Annotated in this window: 18 protein-coding genes; 7 read left to right on the forward strand and 11 right to left on the reverse strand. The window is 69.8% G+C overall.

What is annotated here, in order from left to right:
• Positions 1 to 15: 15 nt before the first annotated feature.
• From ABIC51_RS35655 to ABIC51_RS35675, 5 genes are all read right to left on the reverse strand, one after another.
• Positions 16 to 1674, reverse strand: coding sequence for a cation acetate symporter (locus tag ABIC51_RS35655; protein ID WP_354006947.1), 1659 nt, complete (start codon positions 1672 to 1674; stop codon positions 16 to 18).
• Positions 1671 to 2030, reverse strand: a complete 360-nt coding sequence (locus tag ABIC51_RS35660) for a DUF485 domain-containing protein (RefSeq protein ID WP_027792628.1) — start codon at positions 2028 to 2030, stop codon at positions 1671 to 1673. The genes ABIC51_RS35655 and ABIC51_RS35660 overlap by 4 nt, the downstream gene beginning before the upstream one ends.
• 101 nt (positions 2031 to 2131) lie before the next feature.
• Complete coding sequence (locus tag ABIC51_RS35665) at positions 2132 to 3358, reverse strand: FAD binding domain-containing protein (RefSeq protein ID WP_354006948.1); 1227 nt, start codon at positions 3356 to 3358, stop codon at positions 2132 to 2134.
• Position 3359: 1 nt separating this feature from the next.
• The gene (locus ABIC51_RS35670; protein WP_060084574.1) at positions 3360 to 3845 is read right to left on the reverse strand and encodes a VOC family protein; all 486 of its coding nucleotides are present in this window, start codon (positions 3843 to 3845) and stop codon (positions 3360 to 3362) included.
• Between the two features lie 134 nt (positions 3846 to 3979).
• Entirely contained in the window at positions 3980 to 4252 is a 273-nt protein-coding gene (locus ABIC51_RS35675; RefSeq protein ID WP_027792630.1) for a ubiquitin carboxyl-terminal hydrolase 14, read from the reverse strand.
• Positions 4253 to 4470: 218 nt separating this feature from the next.
• Between ABIC51_RS35675 and ABIC51_RS35680 the strand changes: the two genes are divergently transcribed.
• A complete protein-coding gene (locus ABIC51_RS35680; protein ID WP_354006949.1) occupies positions 4471 to 5742 on the forward strand; it encodes an NAD(P)/FAD-dependent oxidoreductase in 1272 nt (423 codons plus the stop codon).
• Positions 5743 to 5782: 40 nt separating this feature from the next.
• Here the strand turns inward: ABIC51_RS35680 and ABIC51_RS35685 are convergent, their stop codons facing one another.
• Positions 5783 to 10867 (reverse strand): trifunctional serine/threonine-protein kinase/ATP-binding protein/sensor histidine kinase, encoded by a 5085-nt coding sequence (locus tag ABIC51_RS35685; protein ID WP_354006950.1) that lies wholly within the window; start codon positions 10865 to 10867, stop codon positions 5783 to 5785.
• A 364-nt stretch (positions 10868 to 11231) separates the two neighbouring features.
• Between ABIC51_RS35685 and ABIC51_RS35690 the strand changes: the two genes are divergently transcribed.
• The 3 genes from ABIC51_RS35690 to ABIC51_RS35700 all read left to right on the forward strand — a co-directional run bounded on the left by ABIC51_RS35690 (position 11232) and on the right by ABIC51_RS35700 (position 13933).
• Positions 11232 to 12707: an ATP-binding protein gene (locus ABIC51_RS35690; protein ID WP_158605811.1), complete on the forward strand. Its 1476-nt coding sequence runs from the start codon at positions 11232 to 11234 to the stop codon at positions 12705 to 12707.
• A gap of 94 nt (positions 12708 to 12801) precedes the next feature.
• Complete coding sequence (locus ABIC51_RS35695) at positions 12802 to 13173, forward strand: response regulator transcription factor (protein ID WP_027792632.1); 372 nt, start codon at positions 12802 to 12804, stop codon at positions 13171 to 13173.
• 106 nt (positions 13174 to 13279) lie between these two features.
• Complete coding sequence (locus ABIC51_RS35700; RefSeq protein ID WP_027792633.1) at positions 13280 to 13933, forward strand: response regulator transcription factor; 654 nt, start codon at positions 13280 to 13282, stop codon at positions 13931 to 13933.
• An 89-nt stretch (positions 13934 to 14022) separates the two neighbouring features.
• Here the strand turns inward: ABIC51_RS35700 and ABIC51_RS35705 are convergent, their stop codons facing one another.
• The 3 genes from ABIC51_RS35705 to ABIC51_RS35715 form a co-directional block, all read right to left on the reverse strand.
• Positions 14023 to 14994 carry a LysR family transcriptional regulator gene (locus ABIC51_RS35705; protein ID WP_226128934.1) on the reverse strand — a complete coding sequence of 324 codons (972 nt, stop codon included), beginning with the start codon at positions 14992 to 14994 and terminating at the stop codon, positions 14023 to 14025.
• A gap of 148 nt (positions 14995 to 15142) precedes the next feature.
• Positions 15143 to 16567 carry an efflux transporter outer membrane subunit gene (locus ABIC51_RS35710; RefSeq protein ID WP_175854812.1) on the reverse strand — a complete coding sequence of 475 codons (1425 nt, stop codon included), beginning with the start codon at positions 16565 to 16567 and terminating at the stop codon, positions 15143 to 15145.
• Positions 16564 to 17601 carry an HlyD family secretion protein gene (locus tag ABIC51_RS35715; protein WP_155647898.1) on the reverse strand — a complete coding sequence of 346 codons (1038 nt, stop codon included), beginning with the start codon at positions 17599 to 17601 and terminating at the stop codon, positions 16564 to 16566. The genes ABIC51_RS35710 and ABIC51_RS35715 overlap by 4 nt, the downstream gene beginning before the upstream one ends.
• A gap of 83 nt (positions 17602 to 17684) precedes the next feature.
• Here ABIC51_RS35715 and ABIC51_RS35720 point away from each other — a divergent pair, with 83 nt between their 5' ends.
• Positions 17685 to 19262: an MFS transporter gene (locus tag ABIC51_RS35720; RefSeq protein ID WP_226128932.1), complete on the forward strand. Its 1578-nt coding sequence runs from the start codon at positions 17685 to 17687 to the stop codon at positions 19260 to 19262.
• A 137-nt stretch (positions 19263 to 19399) separates the two neighbouring features.
• Here the strand turns inward: ABIC51_RS35720 and ABIC51_RS35725 are convergent, their stop codons facing one another.
• The gene (locus ABIC51_RS35725) at positions 19400 to 20221 is read right to left on the reverse strand and encodes an alpha/beta fold hydrolase (RefSeq protein WP_027792637.1); all 822 of its coding nucleotides are present in this window, start codon (positions 20219 to 20221) and stop codon (positions 19400 to 19402) included.
• A gap of 555 nt (positions 20222 to 20776) precedes the next feature.
• On the opposite strand from ABIC51_RS35725, the gene ABIC51_RS35730 reads away from it, so the two are divergent.
• Positions 20777 to 21202 carry a DUF3331 domain-containing protein gene (locus ABIC51_RS35730; protein ID WP_027792638.1) on the forward strand — a complete coding sequence of 142 codons (426 nt, stop codon included), beginning with the start codon at positions 20777 to 20779 and terminating at the stop codon, positions 21200 to 21202.
• 70 nt (positions 21203 to 21272) lie between these two features.
• A complete protein-coding gene (locus ABIC51_RS35735) occupies positions 21273 to 22094 on the forward strand; it encodes an alpha/beta fold hydrolase (RefSeq protein ID WP_175854816.1) in 822 nt (273 codons plus the stop codon).
• Positions 22095 to 22146: 52 nt separating this feature from the next.
• On the opposite strand, the gene ABIC51_RS35740 is transcribed toward ABIC51_RS35735, so the two are convergent.
• The gene (locus ABIC51_RS35740; protein WP_060084583.1) at positions 22147 to 22788 is read right to left on the reverse strand and encodes an HD domain-containing protein; all 642 of its coding nucleotides are present in this window, start codon (positions 22786 to 22788) and stop codon (positions 22147 to 22149) included.
• Positions 22789 to 22931 lie beyond the last annotated feature (143 nt).

The raw sequence follows: 22931 nt of genomic DNA on the forward strand, positions 1-22931 counted from the left end.
TGCGTGACGTGCGGTTCAGCCGCGTTGCGTGATGGTCGTGGTGGTGCCCGCCGTGAGGCCCATCTCGCACGCGACGAGTTGCGTGTCGAACTGCGCGCGCTCGCGTTGCGCACGCGCCGAGCGATCGGTGACGGAGAACAGGACGACGCCGGCGAAGGCCGCCGCCATCGAGAACAGCGCCGGGTATTCGTACGGATAGACCGCGTGCGCATGGCCCAATACCTGGACCCACACGGTCGGGCTCAGCACGGTGAGCGTCACCGCGGTGGCGAGCCCGAGCAGGCCGCCCAACACCGCGCCGCGCGTCGTCAGCCCGCGCCAGTAGATCGAGAGCAGCAGCACCGGGAAATTCGAGCTGGCCGCGATCGAAAACGTGAGGCTGACGATGAACGCGATGTTCTGCTTCTCGAACGCGATGCCGAGCAGGATCGCGAGCACGCCGAGCACGACGGTCGTGGCGCGCGCCACGCGCATTTCGTCCCGGTCGGATGCCTGACCGCGCCGCAGCACGTTCGCGTAAAGGTCGTGCGAGATCGCCGACGAACCCGCGAGCGTGAGCCCGGCGACCACGGCCAGGATGGTCGAGAACGCGACCGCGCAGATGAAGCCGAGGAACACGTTGCCGCCGACCGCGTGGGCGAGGTGGATCGCCACCATGTTCGCGCCGCCGGCGATCGCGCCGGACGCGTCGTGGTACTGCGGGTCCGACGCGACGAGCGCGATGGTGCCGAAGCCGATGACGACGATCAGCACGTAGCCGGCGCCGACGATCCCGGTTGCGTAGAGGATGCTCTTGCGGGCCGCCTTGACGTCGCCGACCGTGAAGAAGCGCATCAGGATGTGCGGCAGGCCCGCGGTGCCGAAGATCAGCGCGAGGCCGAGCGACACGGCCGAGACCGGATCGGACACCAGTCCGCCGGGGCGCATGATCGCCGCGTGTTTCGGGTGGACGAGAATCGCCTGCGCGAACAGCGCGTCGAGGCTGAAGCCGAAACGGCTCAGCACCATGATCGCCATGAACGCCGCGCCGGCGAGCAGCAGCACGGCCTTGATGATCTGGATCCAGGTGGTGGCCAGCATCCCGCCGAAGAACACGTAGATGACCATCAGCACGCCGACGATCAGCACCGCGACCGTGTAGTTCAGGCCGAACAGCAGCTCGACCAGCTTGCCCGCGCCGACCATCTGCGACACGAGATACAGCAGCACGATGACGATCGAGCTCGACGCCGCGAACGCGCGGATCGGCCGTTGCCGCAGGCGATACGACACGACGTCGGCGAGCGTGTACTTGCCGAGGTTGCGCAGCGGCTCGGCGATCAGGAACAGGATGATCGGCCAGCTCGCGAGAAACCCGACCGAATAGATCAGCCCGTCGTAGCCGCTCGCGAACACCAGCGCGGAGATGCCGAGCAGCGACGCGGCCGACATGTAGTCGCCGGCGATCGCCCAGCCGTTCTGGAACGCGGTGATCTTGCCGCCCGCCGCGTAGTGGTCGGCCACGCTGTGGTTCTTGCGCGCGGCCCAGCGCGTGATGAAGAGCGTCGACGCGACGAACACGACGAACATGCCGATCGCGACCGGATTGTGCCCGTGCGCGAGCGCGGCGGGGCCGGCCGCGAACGCCGGTGCACAGCTGCAAGCGGCGAGCAGTGCGGGGAGCAGGCGTTTCATGATGCGTCTCCGTGGCGAAGGGCCGCGACGACCGTGTCGTGCACCGCATTGGCGCGGAACACGTAAAACGCGACCAGCGCAAACGTTGCGACGAACATGCCGAACCCGACCGGGATGCCCCACGGAGTCGGCCGGCCCGGCACGATCGGCGCGCCGAGCAGCGTCGGCGAAAACGCCAGCGTCAGGATGAACGCGAAATAGAGGGCGAGCATGACGAACGTCAGCGACCAGGCGAACAGCCTTCTGCGCCGGACGTGCTCGCGAAAGCGGGCATCGCGCAGCAGCGGATGCGTGGCATGTGACGGTGCGGCCGGTTCGGGCGCGGTGCCGGCGGTAGCCGAAAGCGGGTGGTTCACGGTGTCTCCTTCTCGTCTGGAATGGCCTGGCCTGGCATGGCATGGCTTGGCTTGGCTTGGCGACGGGCGCCGCGCGTGTCGCGCACGGCGCACGTGCGTGCTCAGAAATGCGGCGGGACGGCGGTTTCCCGCATCACGACTTCCGGCGTGCGATAGCGCTCGGCCATTTCGCGCTCGGTGTCGTTCTTCAGTTGCGCCTGCATGTAGGCGCCGAGGTGGCGCGCGTGCTCCACGATCGCCGTGCCGAATGCCGTGCGCGTCTCGCTGTATTCGCACAGCGCGTCGAGCGTGTCGGCGCGCGTGGCGAGTGCCGTGACGAGCGCAAGGGCATCGCCGGCGGCCTTCGTGACACCCATCCCGCAATGCGGCCGCGCGACGAACGCGGCGTCGCCGAGCAGCGCGATCCGGCCGAACGCCATGTTCGGCACTTCGAGGTCGTAGATCGGCTGGAACAGCGGCTGCGTCGCGCGCGCGACGACCTCGGCGAACTGCGGCGCCAGCAGCGCGTGGGCGGCGTCTTCCATGTCGTCGAGCACCTCGCGCCGGATCAGCGTCGGCGGAATGCCGCCCGCCCACAGCTTGCCGGTCGCGTCGGTCAGCAGGTTCGGCAGGTCGGTGTCCTCGCGGGTCGCGCGATACCACACGAAGTTGTAGCGGCGCTCGCCCGGCTTCGTGCTGTTGCCCTGGCCGGCGACCGGATAACCGAGGATCTGTTCGTGCGGCGGCAGGCCGAACGCGAAATTCCCGAACAGCGTCGCGTGGGTGGACTCCGACAGCCCGGGTTCGTCGACCAGCCCGCGCCACGCGACGTAGCCCGCATATTGCAGCCGCGCGTCCGGCAGGAATTTCTCGCGGATCGCCGAGCGGAAGCCGTCGGCCGCGATGACGAGGTCGGCATGCACGACCGAGCCGTCGGCGAGCGTGACCGACGCGTGCCCGGGGCCGTCCGCGACGTCGGTGACGACCGCGCCCGCGCGGTAATGCTGGTCGGGCAGCGCCGCGCGCAGCACGTGGTACATCTTGCTCCACGCGGTGAGCGTCTGCGGCATCCGGCGTTCCGATACGACGGTGCCGTCGCGGCCCAGCGTGATCCGCGACTCGACCTTCACGCCGATCGATGCGTCGATGCGCACGCCCGCGGCGCGCATCACGTCGAACAGTTCGGGGTGCGTGACGATCCCGGCGCCGCGGCCCGACAGCGCGTCGGGCACCCGTTCGAACACGTCCACGTCCCAGCCGTTGCGCAGCAGGAGATTCGCGGCGAACAGGCCGCCCAGCGAGCCGCCGACGATCGCGGCCTTGCGTTTGGTCGAAGTGCCGTGGTTCATGTCAGTCTCCGTGTGCTTGCGAGCCGCCGGCCGGTACCGCGGCGGGCAGTGTCAGCCCCGCGACTTCGGCGGCGGGGAAGTTGAGTTCGATCGTCACGCCGGATGGGTCCTCGATGAACACCTGGTGCAGCCCGAGGCTCGGCACGGTGCGATCGCGCCACGCGACGTGTTCGGCGCGCAGCGTGTCCCACATCGCCTCGACGCCGGTCGCGAGGAACGCGATGTGGTCGACCGTGCCGGTGCCCGACGCCGGCAGCGCCTTGTCGCCGAGATAGGCCGCGAGCCCGTCCGGGTTGGCCGGGTCGACGCCGATGATGTGGACCGTGCCGTAATCGCTTTCGTCGCCGCCCTTGTAGAGCCATGCGCCGGGAAAGTCGAACGGCGGCCGGTAGCCGCGTTTGAAGCCGAGCACACGTTCGTAGAACCGGCACGATCGCTCGAGATCGAGCGTGCGGATCGAGTAGTGCGCGAGTCTGGATACCGTCATGACGAACCTCTTGTTTATCGATAGATAAGTTATCGTTCGATAAATACTAGTCGAAAAAAGCGGCGAGAAGAAGCCGCGATCGAACCGTGTATACCCTCGGTCGAAAACGGTGCCGGATAGCGGTGCGCGGCGGGTTACGGCGTGATTTCGCCGGCCATCACGTCGTCCGCATAGCACCAGACCCAGCGCTCGCCGGGCTCGATCGAACGGGCGAGCGGGTGTGTCGTTTCATGAAAATGCCGGCTGGCATGACGGTTCGGCGACGAGTCGCAACAGCCGACATGCCCGCAGCTCAGGCACAGGCGCAAATGCACCCATCGGCTGCCGGACTTCACGCATTCCTCGCAGTAGTCCTTGTCGGTGTTCAGGATGCGCGCTTCACCGAGATGGGTGCAGGTCGTGGCCATCTGTCGCTCCGATGCCGGCGCCGGGGGGGCGCTCGCAGCGCGGCCGGCGCGAAGCTGCGAGCGGGGGGAACCCGATTCATTGTGGACGGCGCGCACCGCGCGCGAACCTTAATTCTTATGAAATGCGGCGGCCGCGGCGGCGATGACGACGTACAGTCACGCGTACGGCCGGCGCGGGAGCCGGCCGGGATCCGATACGCGGTCACCGGGAGACGCTCATGGCGCAGTCGCAGCATGTCAAGGTCATCGGCCTGCCTCACAGCAAGGAGGCCTACGCGATCCGCGACTTCCTGAAGCGCGGCGTGGTCGAGTACGAATGGTGCGAGCTGACGTCCGACACCGATTGCGTGCGCGAGCTGGGCATCGCGCCGCTGCGCGACGTCCGGCTGCCGGTGGTCGTCTTTCCGGACGGCACGTGCATCTACCAGCCGACGCTGCCGGAGATCGCCGCGAAGCTCGGCTGGGTCTCCGGGCCGCGCTTCATCGAGTACGACGTCTCGATTTACGGCGCCGGCCCGGCCGGCCTGTCGGCGGCCGTCTACGCGGCGTCCGAGGGGCTGCGGGCCGTCGTGATCGAACGCGACGCGATCGGCGGGCAGGCGGGCACGAGTTCGCTGATCGAGAACTACATGGGCTTTCCGGACGGCATCCCGGGCGCCGAGCTGGCGGAACGCGCGCGCCAGCAGGCGGTGAAGTTCGGCGTCGAGTTGCTGATGATGCGCGAGGGCGTGCATGCGACGTTCGTCGACGGCAAGATCCGCGTCGACATGGCCGACGGCTCGATCCTGACCGCGCGCTCGAACATCTGCGCGACGGGGATCGAATACCGCAGTCTCGGCCTGCCCGACGAACCGAAGTTTCTCAACGCGGGCCTGTACTACGGCGCGGGATCGAGCGAAGCGCCGATGTGCGAGGGCAAGCACGTGTTCATCGTCGGCGGCGGAAATTCGGCCGGGCAGGCCGTGATGAACTTCGCGCGGCACGCACGCGAAGTCACGATGATCGTCCGGGGCGCGTCGCTCGCGGCGACGCTGTCGCGCTACCTGATCGACCGGATCGAGCGCTTGCCGAACGTGACGGTGCGCTACGGCACGACCGTCGACGCGCTGCAGGGCGACGGCCGGCTCGAGGCGATCGTGCTGCGCACGGAAGACGGCGCGCGCGACGTGCTGCCGGCCACGCACCTGTTCGTCTGCATCGGCGGCGCGCCGAACACCGAATGGGCGCGCGACACCGACATCATCCGCAATCCGGGCGGCTACCTGGTGACGGGCAGCGACCTGTACGACTGCCCGGACTTCGCGCGCGTGTGGCCGCTCGAGCGCCGGCCGTACTACCTGGAAACCAGCGTGCCCGGCTCGTTCGCGGCGGGCGACGTCCGTTCGGGGTCGGTCAAGCGGGTGGCGTCGGCGGTCGGCGAAGGGGCGATGGCCGTCACGTTCGTGCACCGGTTCCTCGGCGAGGACGCGCACCGGCCGAGCGGAACCTGAATCGCGCGGCGCGGGTGCCGGCCCGCGCCGGTCGCTTGCGTCAGCCCGCCGTCGACACCGGCAGCCGGAACGTCAGCACGGACCCGCCGTCGCCGCGCGGCGCGGCTTCGAGCGTGCCGCCGTGCGCTTCGACGATCGAGCGGCAGATCGCGAGGCCCATCCCCATGCCGTTCGATTTCGTCGTGAAGAACGCGTCGAAGATCCGGTTCGCGATCCCGGCGTCGATGCCCGCGCCGCGGTCGGCAATGGAGACGGTCGCGTAGCCGTCGCTGGCCTGCGACGCGATGTCGAGTTCGCGTGATGCCGCCTGCCCGTCCATCGCGTCGAGCGCGTTGGTGACCAGGTTCAGGATCACCTGCTGGATCTGCGTGCGATCGGCCATCACGCGGATCGCGGCGCAATGCAGGTCGACGCGCAGCGCGACCTGCTTCGCGTCGATTTCGGTCGCGGTGAGGTGCAGCATGTCGCGGATCAGGTCGTCGATCGCGAGCGGCGCGAGCGCGGGCGGCGTCTGGCGGGCGAGCGAGCGCAGCGCGCGCACGATGTCGGCCGCGCGGACGCCGGACGCGCGGATGTCGTCGAGGCTCGCGAGCGCCTCGTCGAGATCGGGCGGGGTGCCGCGCAGCCAGCGCATGCCCGCGCCGGCGCTCGACACGATGCTCGTCAGCGGCTGGTTGATCTCGTGCGCGATCGACGCGGCCAGCTCGCCCATCACGGTCATGTGCGCGGTGCGCGCGAGCTCGGTGCGCGCATGCCGCAGCGCGGCCTCGGTTTCGAGCCGGCGCGCGTTTTCGTCGATCAGTTCCGCGTACAGCCGCGCGGACTCCAGCGCGTTGGCCGCCTGCGGCGCGAGCATTTCGAGCATCGCGATGCGGCGCGGCGAAAACACGCCGTTGCTCAGCGCATTCTCCAGGTACAGCACGCCGATCAGCACACCCTGCTTCAGCAGTGGCAGGCAGAACAGCGAACGCGTGGGGTGCGCGCGCAGGCTGTCGACGTGGTCGGGCAGGCCCTCGCGCTGCGCGTTCGCGAGCACGACCGGCTTGCGGGTGCGCGCGACGGTGTTCAGGATCGACAGCGGGACATCGTGCTCGGTGGGTTCGCTGCGGGCGATCTCGACGACCACGTCGCTGTCGACGATCCGCGCGGCGGCCTCGATCGTCAGCCGGTCGTTGCGGGCGAGCAGCAGCAGGCCGTAGCCGGCGCCTGCGTACACGATCATGTTGCGCATCAGCGTCTGGATCAGGCGCTCCAGCACGATTTCCTCGGATAACGAATGGGATGCGCGCATCGCGAGCGCGAAATCGAGGTCTTCGCGCGCGGGCACGGCCGCGCCGCCCGGCGGCGGCTCCATCACGAGGAACGTGTGCTGCGCTTCCAGCGCCTGCGCCTTGCCGGTCGCGCCCCAGCGCCGGTAGCACGCATGCGAGAGCCGCCACTGATGGCGCGCCGGGCCGGTGAGCCCGAGCGACATCGCGTGGCGCGCGGCCAGTTCGTGCGCAAGCGCCTGTTCGTGCACGAAACCCCGTTCCGCGGCGAGGTTGGCCGACGCGTCGTACTGCTGCATCGCCGCGACGTGGTCGCCGCGCACGCGCGCGAATTCTGCGTCGATCAGCGCGAGCTTGTTGCGGAACGTCGCCGGATTCCGCTCGCTCCAGTCGGCGAAGCGCGCGCGCTGCGGCGCGAAGCGTTCGAGCAGCGGCCCGGGCGGTGTCGCGCCGCCGTCGGCCGCGATGCCGGCGAGCACGCTGAACAGGTGGAAATCGGACGTCATGATGTGCGCGGGCGTCGACCACGCGCTTGCCGCGGCCGCGTCGAGCGACGCGCGTGCCGCGGGTGCATCGCCGAAGATGAACGCCGCTTGGCCCGCAAGGACGTCGGTCCAGAACTGCAGGACCGACATCGGCGTTTTCGTCGACACGCGCATGCGCCACGTGCCGACCGGCCGGTCGTAGCCGAACTGCAGCGCGTCGACGAATTCCGACTGGGTGGACACGAGGTCGACGATGTCGTCGTAGCGCGCGCCGCGCGCGATCGCGAGCAACGAATCGATCTCGTCGCGAATCGCCGGCAGCGCTTCGCCCATCGACAGCAGGTCGCTGACGATGTGGTTGCAGCTGTAGCACATCCAGCGCAGCTCGGCGCTCGCGTTGCCGGCCGCTTTCGCTTCGCGTGCGCGTTCGAGCGCGTACGACAGCGGCTGGGTCCACACGCTCACCTGGTCGAGCGCGATCAGCGTCGCCGAGCGGTAGCGCTCGAAGCCGTGGCGATCGACCAGCGCGAGCGCGACCTTCGCGAATTCGAAGCCGTCTTCATACGCGCCGTGATGCTCGGCGATGCTCACGCCGTACCACGCGAGCCCCTGCACCGATGCGGCGGTGACGCCGTGCTGCAGCGTCAGCCGGACCATCGTCGCGAAATGCAGCAGCGGCAGCCCGCCGCTCGGATAGAACATCGCGGCTTCGAGCGCGGTCAGCAGGGCCATCGTCGCTTCGACGCGCGTGTCCGTCATCACGGGCAGCTCGACCAGATCGCCGATCGCACGGCCGGCGAGCGCGTCGCGCACGGCGTCGCCGGCCGCCGCGAGATCGGCGGCGGTCGGCGCGGCCGGCAGCGTCACGCCGAGCAGCGCCAGCCCCTGCAGCGCGACGTCGACCGCCTGCCGGTAGCGCGACTCGACCGTGAGCTGCGCGGCCTTCAGCCGGTGGGCCTCGGCGCGGTCGGCCGGCGTGCGCGTGCGCGCCATCAGTTCGTCGATCGTGCTCGATGCCTGCGCGGTCGCGCCGGTCGCGAGCAGCAGGCCGCCGCGCAGCATGCCGATGCGGCTCGCGAGGCCGTAATGCTGCGCCCACGCATGCGGGCCGAGCAGCGTCTGCGCGCACGCGAGAAACGACAGCGCGCGATCGCGCGCGGCGACCGTGGCCGCCGCTTCCGCGGCTGCGACCAGCGCGTCCGCGAATGCGAACGCGAGCGTGCGGTCGAGCGGCGCGGTGCGCGCCTGCTCGATCTGGGCGGCCAGTTCCAGCAGCGCTTCGGTCGCCCGGGCACCCGGGCGCGCCAGCATCGCAGCGGCGATCCGGGCGTGGCACTGCGCGCGCTCCGCCCGCCCGGCGAGCGCGTGAACGGACTCGATGACGCGGTCGTGCACGCAACGCCAGCGGTCATCGGCGTGCGACGCGAGGCCGGCCTGGCGCACGGGGTCCATCCAGAACGCGAGTTCGGCGCGCGTCTTGCCGGCGGCGGCACACAACAGCGCGACGTCGGCATCGGTGCCGATGCAGGCCAGCAGCGACAGCAGCGTTCTGGATTCATGCGGCAGCCGCTGGATACGGACGGCAAGCAGGCTCACGACATTCTCGGCGAGGTGGTGCGCGTCGAGGTCGGCCGGCTGCCACTGCCATGTCCCCCGCACCGGGTCGTAGGCGAGCAGTTGCTCGTCGATCAGCGTGCGCACGAACTGCTGTACGTAGAACGGGTTGCCGCCGGTCCGGCGCGTCACGATGTCGCCGAGCGCGGACAGCCGGTCCGGCGCTTCTCCGAGCAGGCCGGCCAGCATGTGCGTGACGCCGGGCGCGTCGAGCGGCGCCAGCGTCAGCGCCGACACGCGCGCGGGGGCGAGCTGCTGCAGGAAGCGGCGGAACGCCGGCGGGTGATCGTGCTGCGACCCGCTGCGATAACCGGCGACGATGCAGACGTGGGGCGGCGGATCGAGCGCGACCGACGCGAGGAACGCGAGCGTCGCGTCGTCGGCCCACTGGACGTCGTCGAGCGTCATCACCAGCGGCTCGGCCGGTGTCGCGAAGGCGCGGAACGCGTTCACGACGATGCGGCACAGATGAAACTCTGGGATCGCGTCGGTATGGCCGAACGCGACGGGCTCGACATCGAGCAGCCACGCGATCTCCGGAAAGATGCGGGACAGCAGGCTGGCCTGGGCGCCGATGCACGCGCGCAGCCGTGCGACGATCGCGGCGATTTCGTCGTCGCGCCGGGCGAGCGCGCTGCCGAACAGCGCGCGCAGCGCCGCCAGCACCGGCGCGTAGGGCCGGGCCGGCTGGAACTGGTCGACCTTCGCCGACGTGCACCAGGCCGTACGCGATGTCGCGCGCGACGCGCGCATGAAGTCCTCGGTCAGCGCGGTCTTGCCGACGCCGGGCGGCCCGTCCACCAGGACGATGGCCGCCTCGCCGGTCTGCAGGACCGCGGCCAGCGCGGCCGCGAGCCGGCGGGATTCGGCTTCCCGGCCGACCAGCCGGTCGGGCGTGCGCAAACCGGCGAGCGGATCGCTGCCGCCGAGCGCGAACGGCTCGACCCGGCCGGCTGCCAGCCAGTCGCGCCGGATGCGTTCGAGATCGTGCTGTACCGCGTCGCAGGACGGGTAGCGCTCGGCCGGCTCCTTCGCGATCAGCTTCAGCAGCAGGTCGCTCAGGATCGCGGGCAGGTCGTTGCGCAGCCCCGTGGCCGGCGACGGCTGCATCGCGACGTGCGCGTGCACCCATTCGGACGTCGACGCCGCCTTGTACGGGAGTGCGCCCGTCAGCAGGCGGAACAGCGTGATGCCGAGCGCATACAGGTCGGAGCGCTCGTCGATGTCCGCCCCCTCGGAGACTTCGGGGGCCGCATACGCGGCGAATTCCGCGCGCAGCGGCTCCGCCGCGGCGTGTTCCGTCCGACGATTTCGCGCATGCGCGAACGCACGCAGCATGACCGTGCCGTCGGGCAGGGCGACGAAACTGGCCGGTTGCAGGTCGCCGTGCAGCCAGCCGAGCCGATGCAGTGCGCCGAGCGTGCGCACCGCGTGGATCGCCGTGTCGAGAAACGCGTCGAGCGGCAGCTGCGCGTCGGCGAGCGTGTCGAACGTGCGCCCGTCGACACGCGGAAAGACGAGCACCGGGCCGTCCGCCGCGCGGATCAGCGCGGCCGGCAGCAGCGCCCATGCCGGATCCAGCACGCCGTTCAATGCGTACTCGCGCTCGAATTGCCGGCAGCGCCCATCGGATTCCCAGCCGGTCCGGCACGCGGACCACACGCGTCCGGTCTCGGCGTCGGTCAGGTCGAAGCACAGCACGTCGTCTGCGCGGACTGCGTTCGACAGGCGGGCGCGTGCCAGCCAGTCGGCATCCATTCGGTTCGTGTCGTCGGGCTTACGCAAGGGTTGGTTCACGATGAGGGCAGGCTGGATGGAACGGGACGCAACGGCATGTCGGCAGGCAGCGGCCGGGCACGATCGCACGCGCGGCATGCCCGGGCATTGTCCGACAGCCCGCGGAAATCTGCAGTACCCCCTCCCGGGGTTGCCGGCGCGCGGGTAGCGTCCCACTAAACCAATAGATAATGGCCGGCACGCGCGCGACCCCATACGATAGGGTCATGCCTGCCGGCCCGCATCGATGCGACCGGACGGGCGGAACAGGGGGTGTCGCCTCGCTGGGCGGCGCACGATGCGGAGCAGCATAAGGCGGGTGCGGATCATGTATACGTTCGGGCGGGTGACGGTTTCCCTTGAGTGCCGCGAAGTCTGCGTCGACGGGCAGCCCCGGTATATCGGTGCGCGGGCATTCGAGATTCTCGAGCTGCTGGTGAAGGCGGCCGGCAAGCTTGTGTCGAAGGACGAGATCATGGAGGCCGTGTGGCCGGACACGATCGTCGTCGAGAACAACATCCAGGTGCACATCTCGACGCTGCGCAAGCTGTTCGGTGGCAAGCACGGCTGGATCCGGACCGAGTCGGGCCGCGGCTACCGGCTCGCGCCGCCGGTCGATGCCACCCATGCAGCCCATGCCGGCCGCCTGCCGGACGCGCTCGAGCCGGTGCGCGGCGTCCGCACGGGTGCCGCACCGCGCAAGTGTCCGCTGATCGGCCGCGAGCCGGAAGCGGCCGAGCTGCACGCGCTGCTCGAACGCGAGGCGTTCGTCACGCTGGTCGGCCCCGGTGGCGTCGGCAAGACGCATCTTGCGCTGGAGGTCGCCGCCGCGTGGTCGGCCGTGCGCGGCATCGAGATGGTCCGGATCGACCTGGCCGGCTGGCCGGGAGGCGCGACGCTGGAGTCCGCGGTGCTGGGCGCGCTCGGCCTGCCGGGCGGCCCGGCCGCCGGGCAGGCGGACGTCGTGCGCGCGATCGGCGGGCAGCGCGTGATGCTGGTGTTCGACAACGCGGAGCAGCATGTCGGCGAACTGGCGGACCTGTGCGAAGCGATCGCCGACGAGAATGCCGGCGCGATCCTCGTCGTGACCAGCCGCGAGCCGCTGCGGGTCGCCGGCGAGCGCGTGTATCGTGTCGGGCCGCTGCCCGTGCCGCCGGCCGGCGCGACCGAAGGCGAGATCGTCGCGTGCGGGGCCGTCCGCATGTTCCTGGCGCGGGCGCGCGCGATGGGCACCGACGTGCCCGCGGATGCGAGGACGCTGGACGCGATCGCGACCGTCTGCCGGCGCCTGAGCGGCCTGCCGCTCGCGCTCGAACTCGGCGCGGCACGCGTCGCGCTGCTCGGGATCCAGGGGCTGGCCGCCGATCTCGACAAGTCGGTGCTGTCGTTGTCCGGCGGCCTGCGGACCGCCCATCCGCGCCAGCAGACGCTGCGGGCCACGATCGAGTGGAGCTACCGGCTGCTCGACGACGCGGAACGCACCGTGCTGTGCCGCCTCGCGGTGTTTCCGGATGCGTTCCCGCTCGACGCGGCGTGCGCGCTCGCCGCGTGCGACGAACTGGGCGGCGCACGCGTGCTCGACTGTCTCGTCAGTCTCGCGTCGAAATCGTTGCTGGTCGTTCATTCGGTCGGGCTGTCGAAGCGTTATTCGCTGCTCGAGGTCGTGCGCGCGTACGCGCTCGAGAAGCTGGCGGAATCGGGGGAAGCGGGCCGCGTGCATGCGCGGTGCGCGTCGTTCACCGCCGCCGAACGCGCGGATTCGCGTCCGCCGGCGCCGGCCGCGCCCGCGCAGCCGCGGCTGGCCGCGGCGCCGTGGGCATGACGCACGGATCGCGGGGGCGGGGCGACGCCCGTCGACGCGGCCCCGCGTTGCATCACGCTGTACTGGATTGACACAATTTTCAGGTTCTCATTTCATGGCCATTGTTTGCATCATCGATGACGATGCGTCGGTCCGTAAGAGTCTCGCCAGCCTGCTGAAATCGGCTGGCCATACTGCATTGCCGTTTGCGTCGGGCGAGGAATTCCTGGCGGCCGATGCGCCGGCCGGCGCGATTTGCGTGCTGGTCGACCTGAAGATGAAAGGGATGAGCGGGCTCGACGTCCAACGCCAGCTGATTCAGCGCAACGCGACGCTGCCGGTCATCTTCATGTCGGCGCACGGCGACGACGAATCGATCCGCCGCGCGCTGGCGCAAGGCGCGATCGCGTTCCTGCGCAAGCCGTTTCCGTCAGACGACATGCTCAACCTGATCGACCAGGTCGCATCCGGCACGCCGCCCGCGTGAGCGGCGCTCCACCGGCCGGCCGCGCCGTCCGACGCGTGGCGGTTCCGCCCGGCATTTTGTTAGTTTATCATTTGATAATGAAGCGGATGCCTACACAGGGAATGCAATGGCGAGTACGCCGGACATGACGTCGAGCGGCAACGGCGGCGCGGGAGAACCCGCGCCGATCGTCTATGTGGTCGACGACGACGAAACGTTGCGGCGCGCGTTGAGCGCGCTGTTGCGTTCGGCGGGATTTCGCGTGGAGACCTTCGCGTCGTCGCGTGCGTTTCTCGCGTTCGAGCGGCCCGACGTGCCGAGCTGCCTGATCCTCGACGTGCGGCTCGCCGACGAGAGCGGGCTGGCCGTCCAGGAGGCGGCGGTGCGCGCGGGCCTGAACGTGCCGATCCTGTTCATGACGGGTTACGGCGACGTGGCCACGACGGTCAAGGCGATGAAGGGCGGCGCGCTCGATTTCCTGACGAAGCCGTTCGACGACGAGGCGATGCTCGATGCCGTCGGCCGCGCGCTGGAGCGCGACCGCACGCTTCACGCGGTGCGCGGCGCCTATGCGTCGTTGACGCCGCGCGAGCGCGAAGTGATGAGCCAGGTCGTCGCGGGCCTGATGAACAAGCAGATTGCCGCGAATCTCGGCCTTCAGGAAATCACGGTGAAGGTGCATCGGGCCCAGGTGATGAAGAAGATGCGGGTGCGCACGCTGCCGGATCTCGTGCGGCAGGCCGATGCGCTGGGCGTGCGCCCGGCCGGCGCGCGCGACTGAGCGCGCGGGGCCGGCCTGGCGGCGCAACGGTGCGGGTTTCGATGTGGCGGGCCGCGTCGCGACGATAACGACGGCGACGACGACGGTGCTCACGCGGCCACCGTGTTGCCTGCGACCGTGGCTTGCGTGACCGCACGCACGTCGTGTTGCACGGCCGGCCGCGCGGCGGGCGCATCGTCGAACGCGGCGACGAGATGGTCGGCGAGTGCACGGATGCGCGCGGGCAGGTTGCGGCGCGAGTGATAGAGCAGCGATGCATCGAGATCGCCGACCTGCCAGTCGGGCAGCAGGCGAACGAGCGCGCCGTCGCGCTCGAGCGGCCGGGCAAGCTGCTCGGGCAGCACCGCGAAACCTGTGCCGCGGGCCGTCGCGAGAATCAGCGTGTCGAGGCAGTTCGAGCTGATCGCGCCGGCAAGACGGATCTCGGCGATCGCGCCGCTGCGCCGATGCCGCAGCGGCCATGGCGACCCGGCGGCGCCCGTCTTGCCACCGTGCGGATCCATGCGCTCGAGCGCCTGCGGCGTGAGCCCCTCGCCGCAGGCGGCGCGATACCGCGGGCTCGCGTACAGGCCCATCGGGATGCGCCCGAGACGCCGCTCGATGCACGTGAGGCTCGACGTGCGTGAGGTGACGATCGACAGGTCCATCGCGCCGTTCAACGCCGCGCTCGGATGATCGGTCCAGTCGATCCGGACCCGTACGAGCGGATGTTGCCGGTTGAAATCGGCGAGCGCCGGCACCAGCCGGTCGGCGCCGAACAGGTTCGACACCTCGATCGAGATCTCGCCCTGCATCTCGCTTGCATTGGCGTGACAGCAGACGGAAAAGTGCTCGTATTGCTCCAGCAGCGCGAGCGCCTGTTCGAGCACGTCGTGGCCGACGCGGGTCAGCGTCACCTTGCGCGTCGTGCGGTGAAACAGCAGCACGCCGAGCGACGTTTCGAGGCACTGGATCGAGCGGCTGACGCAGGGAACGCCGAGCCCGTGAAGCTCGGCGGCTTTCGTGAAGCTGCCGTGCTCGGCAACCGTCTTGAGTATCTCGAGCGTTTTCAGGCGATCCATGACGGGTCTCGCTCCGGTGAATTCGATACGCTCAATGTAGGCAGTGCGCCGGCACCGGGCAACACAAAAAACGTTAGGTAAGCTTAAGAGCAACTTGAAAATTCGTGAGGCCGCCAGAATGACCGGCCGGCCGCACGGCGGGTATCTTTCAAAGCCGGTCGTCGCGTTGCGCGACGTTTTGCGGTGCGACGGAGGGCGGCGTCCACCCGCCGCCCAGCGCGCGCACCAGATCGACCGTCGCAATCGCGAGCGCCTGGCGGCTGTGGATCAACTGGCGTTGCGCGTTCAATGCGTCGCGATCCGCGTCGATGACCTCGAGATAGCTGACGTAGCCATGTGCGTAGCGGCTCAGCGACAGCCGCGCGGCCGCTTCGGTCGAGCGCGCGGCGCTGTCGTAACGCACGATCCGCTCGTTCTGCGCGGCGATGTCGTTGAGCGCGTCCTGCACCTCGCGCAGCGCGCCCAGCGCGGTCGCTCGATAGTTCGCGTCGGCGAGTGCCGTGCCGGCCGTCGCGGCGGCTACCGCGGCGTCGCGCTTGCCGCCGTCGAACAGTGTTTCGGCCACGCTCGCCCCGAGGCCCCACAGCGAGCTGTTGCGCTCGAGAAACGAGCCGAGGTCGCGGCTCGCGAACCCGCCCTGGGCCGTCAGCGTCAGCGTCGGCAGCCATGCGGTGCGGGCAACGCCGGTTTCGAGCGATGCCGCATCGACACGGCGTGCCGCCGCATAGACGTCCGGCCGTTGCGCGAGCAGCACGGACGGCAGGCCGGGCGGCACCGCCGGCACGCGAATCGCGGCGGCGGTCGGCGCGACCGTGAAGCCGGTTGGCGACACGCCGGTCAGCACCGCGAGTGCATCGACGAGGTTTTCGCGCAGCCGCCGGCTGTCCGCGAGATCGGCGCGCGCGGTATCGAGATCGGCCGCCGCGCGCAGCGCGTCGAGATCGCTCGCCGCGCCGGCCCGCACGCGCGCGGCGATCACGTCGAGCGCGGTGCGGCGCAGCTCGATCGCGCGGGCGAGCGTCGCCAGATCCTCCTCGACGAAATGCAGCGTCAGGTAGTCGCTTGCGACCTCGGTCGCGACGCGCAGCCGCACGGCCGCGCGATCGGCGTCGGCCTGCAGCACGTTCTGCCTGCCGATCTCCGCGTCGCCGCGCAGGCGGCCCCACAGATCGACTTCATAGCTCGCGTTGAACGGCACCGACCAGTTGTGCATCAGGCGCTTCGGCAACGCATTGTCGACCGTGCCGGACACCCGCGAACGGTTGAACGACGGATCGACGCCGACGGTGGGGGAAAGCGCGGCTTCGCGCACGCCTAGCAGCGCCTGCGCCTGGTCGACGCGCGCGGCGGCCGCACGGATGTCGAAGTTGCCGGCGAGCGCCGCATCGACGAGCGCGACGAGCGGCGCATCGCCGAACGACGCGGCCCATCCGGCGAGCGACGCGGCCGGTTCGCCGGGCGCATCCGCGTGGCGGAACCGGTCGGTGCCGACCGGGACGGGCGCGAGCGGCTGCGGCGCGATCGTGCAGGCGCCCAGCAGGCCGGCGGCGAGCAGCGCGACGAGGCGGCTCATGGCTGTTCCCGGCCGGATTGCAGCGTGACGACGACCGACAGGCCGGGCCGGATGCGCGGCTCGGTCGACGCCTGCCCGTCGAGCAGGATCTTGACCGGCACCCGCTGCGTGACCTTCGTGAAGTTGCCGGTCGCGTTGTCGGGCGGCAGCAGCGCGAACTGCCCGCCGGTCGCGGGCGACAGGCTGTCGACGTGCCCGTTGAAGGTCAGGTCCGGCAGCGCGTCGAAACGCAGCCGCACGGCATCGCCGGCGCGCACGTGCTTGAGCTGCGTTTCGCGGAAGTTCGCGACGACCCACGGGTGCGGTTCGACCAGCGTGAGCAGCGCCTGGCCCGGCGCGACGTGCTCGCCGGTCTCGACGGTCTTCTTCCCGACGCGGCCGTCCGTCGGCGCGACGACGGTCGTGTACTGCAGTTGCAACTCCGCATCGCGCAAGTCGGCGTCGCCCTGGTGCGACACGGCGTCGGCCGCCTGCCATGCGGCCTGCGCGCTGCGCTGCTGCGCTTGCGCCGCGTCGATGCGGGCACGCGCGGACTTGCGCGCCGCGTTGGCCGCATCGAATTCCTGTTGCGACAACCCGCGCGGCGTCTCGCGGGTCAGCTCGCGCGCCCGTGCGTAGTCGAGTTCGGCCTTCTCGGCGTCGGCGTGCGCGGACACGAGCGTCGCGTCGGCCTGCTCGACCAGCGCCTTCGCGCGCATCGCATCGGCGCGCGCCTGCGCGACGCGCGCACGCTGCAGCGCGACGCGCACGTCGAAATCGCGCGGGTCGAGCCGCACGAGCGGGTCGCCCGCATGCACGAACTGGTTGTCGTCCACCAGCACGCGCTCGACGGTGCCGGCCACGCGCGGCGAGATCACGTGCAGGTGGCCCGTCACGTACGCGTCGTCGGTGCCGCGTTCATGCGCATCGTATTCGTAGACCAGCAGCGCGACGAGCCCCAGCGCGGCGCCGGCGATCAGGACAATCGGCCATTTGCGCGAGCGTGCGGGGGAGGCGGGCGGCGGGTTCGACGCGTTCGTCGGGTTCGTGCTCACAATCGGGTAACTCCATCGAACGGACAGGTTTCTTCACATCGCGCTATGCTTGCGCGAGCCTCAAATTCGGGAGCCGCACGACGATGAATACCACGTTCGCCCCCGGTGGCGCGACACCGGGGCCGGCCGCACCGGCCACCGACATACCGACGTTTCGTTCCATCGCCGCGATCGCGGCCGTGCTGCTCGGCGCGATCATCTCGACGCTGACCTCGCGCATCACGTCGCTCGGGCTCGCCGACGTACGCGGCGCGCTCGGCGTCGGCTTCGACGAGGGCGCGTGGATCAACACCGCGTTCACCGCGTCGCAGATGTTCGTCGGGCCGCTCGCGATCGCGGCGGCCTTCGTGTTCGGCACGCGCCGCGTGCTGCTGGCGGGCGCCGCGGTATTCCTGGTCGTCGAAAGCATGCTGCCGCTGTGCACCGACTTCGGCACGTTCATCGCACTGCAGAGCGTAGCCGGTTTCGCGTCCGGCGTGTTCGTGCCGTTGACCGTCGGGTTCGTCGTCCGCACGCTGCCGCCGCGGCTCATTCCGTTCGGCATCGCCGCGTATGCGATGAACCTCGAGATGTCGCTGAACCTGTCGGCGACGCTCGAAGGGTGGTACAGCGAACACCTGAGCTGGCGCTGGCTGTTCTGGCAGAACGCGCTGCTGACCGTGCCGTTCATCGTGTGCCTGATGCTGTCGCTGTCCAACGAACCGGTCAAGCGCTTCGCGTCCGGTATCGACACGCGCGGCATGGTGCTCGGCGCCGGCGGGTTCGCGTGCCTGTGCGTCGCGCTCGACCAGGGCGAACGGCTGTTCTGGTTCCAGTCGCCGCTGATCGTCACGTTGCTGTGTGTCGGCATCGTGATGGTGGCCGCGTTCCTGATCCACGAGCTGGCGTCGCGCAGCGCCGGGCTCGATCTCGGCTACCTCGCGCGGCCCAACATCGCGTGGCTGATCGTGCTGGTCGGCCTCGTGCGCTTCACCGTGCTCAACACGAGCTTCATTCCGTCGGCGTTTCTCGCGAGCACCTACGGGCTGCGCCCCCTGCAGATCGGCGACACGCTGCGCTGGATCGCGATCCCGCAGCTGCTGTTCGCGCCATGCGTCGCATGGCTGCTGCAACGCGTCGATCCGCGCCGGCTGATCGTCACCGGCTTCGTGATGGTGGCGTTCGCGTTCGCACTCGGCGCGCGCCTCACGCCCGTGTGGGCCGAACCCGATTTCATCCCGTCGCAGCTGCTGCAGGCATTGGGCCAGACGATGGCGCTCACGTCCGTGATCTTCTTTTTCGGCAAGCACGTGACGGCCGAGCACGCGCTGACGTTCGGCGCGGTCGTGCAGACGACGCGCCTGCTGAGCGGGCAGCTCGGCACGACGTCGATCGCGGTGATCCAGCGCATCATGGAGGCTACCCATTCGAATCTCGTCGGTCTGCATGTCACGCTGTCGGATCCGCAAACGCTGGAGCGGATGCGGGCCGGCGCGGCGTCGCTGGTCGCGCACGGTGCGACCTTCGCGGCCGGCGACCAGGCGACTTACGCGCTGCTCGACCGGGCGGTTCGCGTCCAGGCGACCACGCTCGCGCTGGCCGACAACTTCAGGGTGGCGATGGCGTTCGCGATCGCGGGCGCGCTGATCGGCTTGCTGCTCAGGCCGGCGCGCACGCCGTGAGCGCCCGCCGCCGCGGCGGCGATCCTGGCGACGGCGCATGCGGCATGCGGAATCGCGTCGGCCTGAAAATTCCTGAAAAATGCTGAAGGGCGCGCCGGCGTGAAAGTAAGACGGCCGGGCGCGCCGTGTCGCGCGGCTTACGCCTTCAGGAACGCGAGCAGTTCGGCGTTGATCCGTGCGGCATCGACGACGCACATGCCGTGCGAGCCGCCCGGGATCACCTTGAGTTCCGCGTGCTTCACGATCTTCGCGGACAGCCGGGCCGAATCGTCGATCGGCACGATCTGGTCGTCGTCGCCGTGCAGGATCAGCGTCGGCACGTCGATCTTCTTCAGGTCTTCCGTGTAGTCGACCTCGGAGAATTCCTTCACGCACAGGTACTGGCCGTGCACGCCACCCATCATGCCCTGCGCCCAGAACGCATCGATCGTGCCTTGCGACACCTTTGCCTGCGGCCGGTTGAAGCCGAAGAACGGCACCGCGAGATCCTTGTAGAACTGCGAGCGGTTTTCCGCGACGTTCTTGCGGATCCCGTCGAACACGTCCATCGGCAGGCCGCCGGGATTGGTCGCCGACTTCACCATCTGCGGCGGTACGGCGCCGATCAGCACGGCCTTCGCGACGCGCTTCGTGCCGTGCCGGCCGATGTAGTGCGCGACTTCACCGCCGCCGGTGGAGTGGCCGACGAGCGTGGCTTCGTGCAGGTCGAGCGCGTTCATCAGCGCGGCGAGATCGTCGGCATACGTGTCCATGTCGTTGCCCTGCGACGGCTGGCTCGAGCGGCCGTGACCGCGGCGGTCGTGCGCGATCACACGGAAGCCGTGCTGCACGAGGAACAGCATCTGCGAATCCCACGCGTCGGCGCACAGCGGCCAGCCGTGCGAGAACACGACCGGACGGCCGCTGCCCCAGTCCTTGTAGTAAATCTGGGTACCGTCTTTCGTGGTGATCGTATTCATCGTATGGGCTCCTGGATGGGTGGAAGCGGCATGCTTGGGGGCAGCCGCGGCGGCTGCCGGCAGCGCGGCGGCTGCAACGGCGGTCGCGCCGGCGAGCAGCATGTCTCGGCGGCGTGCCGAGGGAACGGCGTCGGTATCTGCGGGACGCATGAAGTCTCCTTGAACGTGCGGTACAACGATGCCGCGTTGGATGGTGGGTTCGGATCTGCCCGCAGGCGGCAATCCCGCGGGCAGCCGGCGTGCGTTCGAGAGGCCGCGCGCAGGCCGGCGCGCGGACGTCGTGAACGAAAGCCGACAGGAGCCTATCCCGCGGCCATGCGGGCTGTACTGAAATCGCGCTGAATTTTCGTGAAGCCGTATGTGGTGCACGCCGCGCGACGCGTGCGCGCACCGGCCAGAAAAATTAAGTCTCGCATCAAGACTCTTCAGCGGCGGCCCGCTATCGTCAGTGTCAGGTCATCCCGTCGCGGGCCGGTGCCGGCTCGCGCGGCGGATGACGATCGCGTAGCGGGCGGGTGCAAGGCATCCCGCCCGCCTCACCTGCCTGGATCTGCCATGGACGCATTCGATCGCTGGGAGCACGTGATGACGTTGCTCGACCCGTCGCCGGCCGCACGCCATTGCGCGCCGTCGCTTGTGCGCGACCCGGACACCGCGCGCCGCCGCCATTGCAACGACGCATCGGCCGCGTCGAGCGGCGGCGTGCGCCGTCGTTGCGCGATCATCGCCGCCGAGCGGCAGACCGATTCGTCGGTCCTGGTGTCGTGGAGCGACCCGACGCGCTGCCGCTACGACGAGCAGCGCTGGATCAGCGCGAAGTCGCGCGCACTCGCGCGCTGCGCGCTGACCGGCACGACGATTCGTCCCGGCGACGCGATCTACAAGCCGCAATGGCGCGGGGCCAAGCGTCCCGCGAACTACCGGGAAGTGATCCTCGCGTCCGAGATGGACCGGTTCATCGGCCGGCTGTCCCGGTCGTGACGGCGGACGCGATACCCCGTCCGCCGGCCGACGCCGGCGCGCGCTGCTTTTTCACCACTGAGGAATCCGTATGAGCACGTTCACGACCCGCGACGGCGTGTCGATTCACTACAAGGACTGGGGCGCCGGGCGCCCGGTCGTGTTCATTCACGGCTGGCCGCTGAACGCGGATATGTGGGACGTCCAGATGCATCACCTCGCGTCGAACGGCCTGCGCGGCATCGCCTACGACCGGCGCGGCTTCGGCCGCTCCGGCCAGCCGTGGACGGGATACGACTACGACACGCTGGCGGACGATCTCGCGACGCTGATCGACACGCTCGGGCTGCACGACGTGACGCTCGTCGGCTTCTCGATGGGCGGCGGCGAGGTGGCCCGCTACATCGGCCGGCACGGCACGCGGCACATCGCGAAAGCCGTGCTGATCGGCTCGGTGACGCCGCTGGTCGCGCGGCGCGACGATCATCCGGACGGTGTCGACGTCGCCGTGTTCGACGGGATTCGCGCGGGCATCGTGGCCGATCGCGCGGCGTTCTTCGAGCAATTCTGGCCGCTGTTCACCGGGTCGAACCGGGCCGCTTCGACGATCTCGCGCGCCGCGCTCGACTGGACGTCGTTCATGGCGCTGCAGGCCGGGTTGAAGGGGACGCTCGACTGCGTCGGCGCGTTTTCCGAAACCGATTTCCGTGCGGATCTCGACAAGTTCGACGTGCCGACGCTCGTGATTCACGGCGACGACGACCAGACGGCACCGCTCGCGCTCACGGGCGCCGTCACGGCGCGGCGCGTGCCGCACGCGACGCTGAGCATTTACGAGGGCGGCCCGCACGCGTTGTACCTGACGCATGCGCAACGCCTGAACGACGAACTGCTGGCGTTCGCGCGCGCATGATCCGGCGGTGGCGGCGGTGACGCGGCCGCACGGGCCCGGCCGGACGGCCGGCTCACTCCGCCCATTTCGACCCGAGCACCAGCCCGCAGAAATTCGTCCGACGATAGTCCGGGTCGCAACGCTCGAGCACGTCGGCGGACACGTTGCCGAACGCGGCAGCGGGGCGATGCGCGGTGCCCGCGGCGAGCGCTTCGAGAAACAGGTCCTTGAAGCAAGGGCCGCGCGGCCATGCGTGCACGATCGCGTCGCGTTCGGACAGGCTCACCTCGTCGAAGTGATGCGCGAAGAGGTCGGTCTCGACGCCGGCGCCGAGCAACGCCGTCAACGGCGTCATGTACGGGTGGATCCCGAACGTCGCATGCAGCGCGATCGCGCGCCAGACTTCCGCCGCGTCGTCGGCGGCGACGCCGTATCCTCCGAGGAATGCGTGCGCCGCATTCGCGCCGTCGATCTCGAAGCGCCGGCGCGAATGCCGGTAGCGCTCCGTCAAGCCGAAGTGATGGAACAGCGCGGCGACGTACAGCAACTCGGCGTTGAACGCGATGCCGCGACGCAGCCCGATGATCGATGCAAACGCGAACACGCGCATCGCGTGCCGGAACAGCAGTTCCGGTTCGCACGCGCGTACGGTGTCGGCGGCGTCCCGTGCGAGCGGGGCGTCGGGAATCCTGATGCCGGCGATACGGTTGCCCATGGTCGTGTTCCTCACGGCGTGGTGAAAGTCGCTCGACGCTGGCGCCATCGACCCATCGTTGCGCGCCGCGCCGCTGAATGTCCTGAGCGGCGCCTGAATCGTTATGAACGGAAAATCCGACCGACCGCCGCCCGCGAAATCGG

The organism is Burkholderia sp. 572 (assembly GCF_040545135.1).
Lineage (GTDB): Bacteria > Pseudomonadota > Gammaproteobacteria > Burkholderiales > Burkholderiaceae > Burkholderia > Burkholderia cepacia.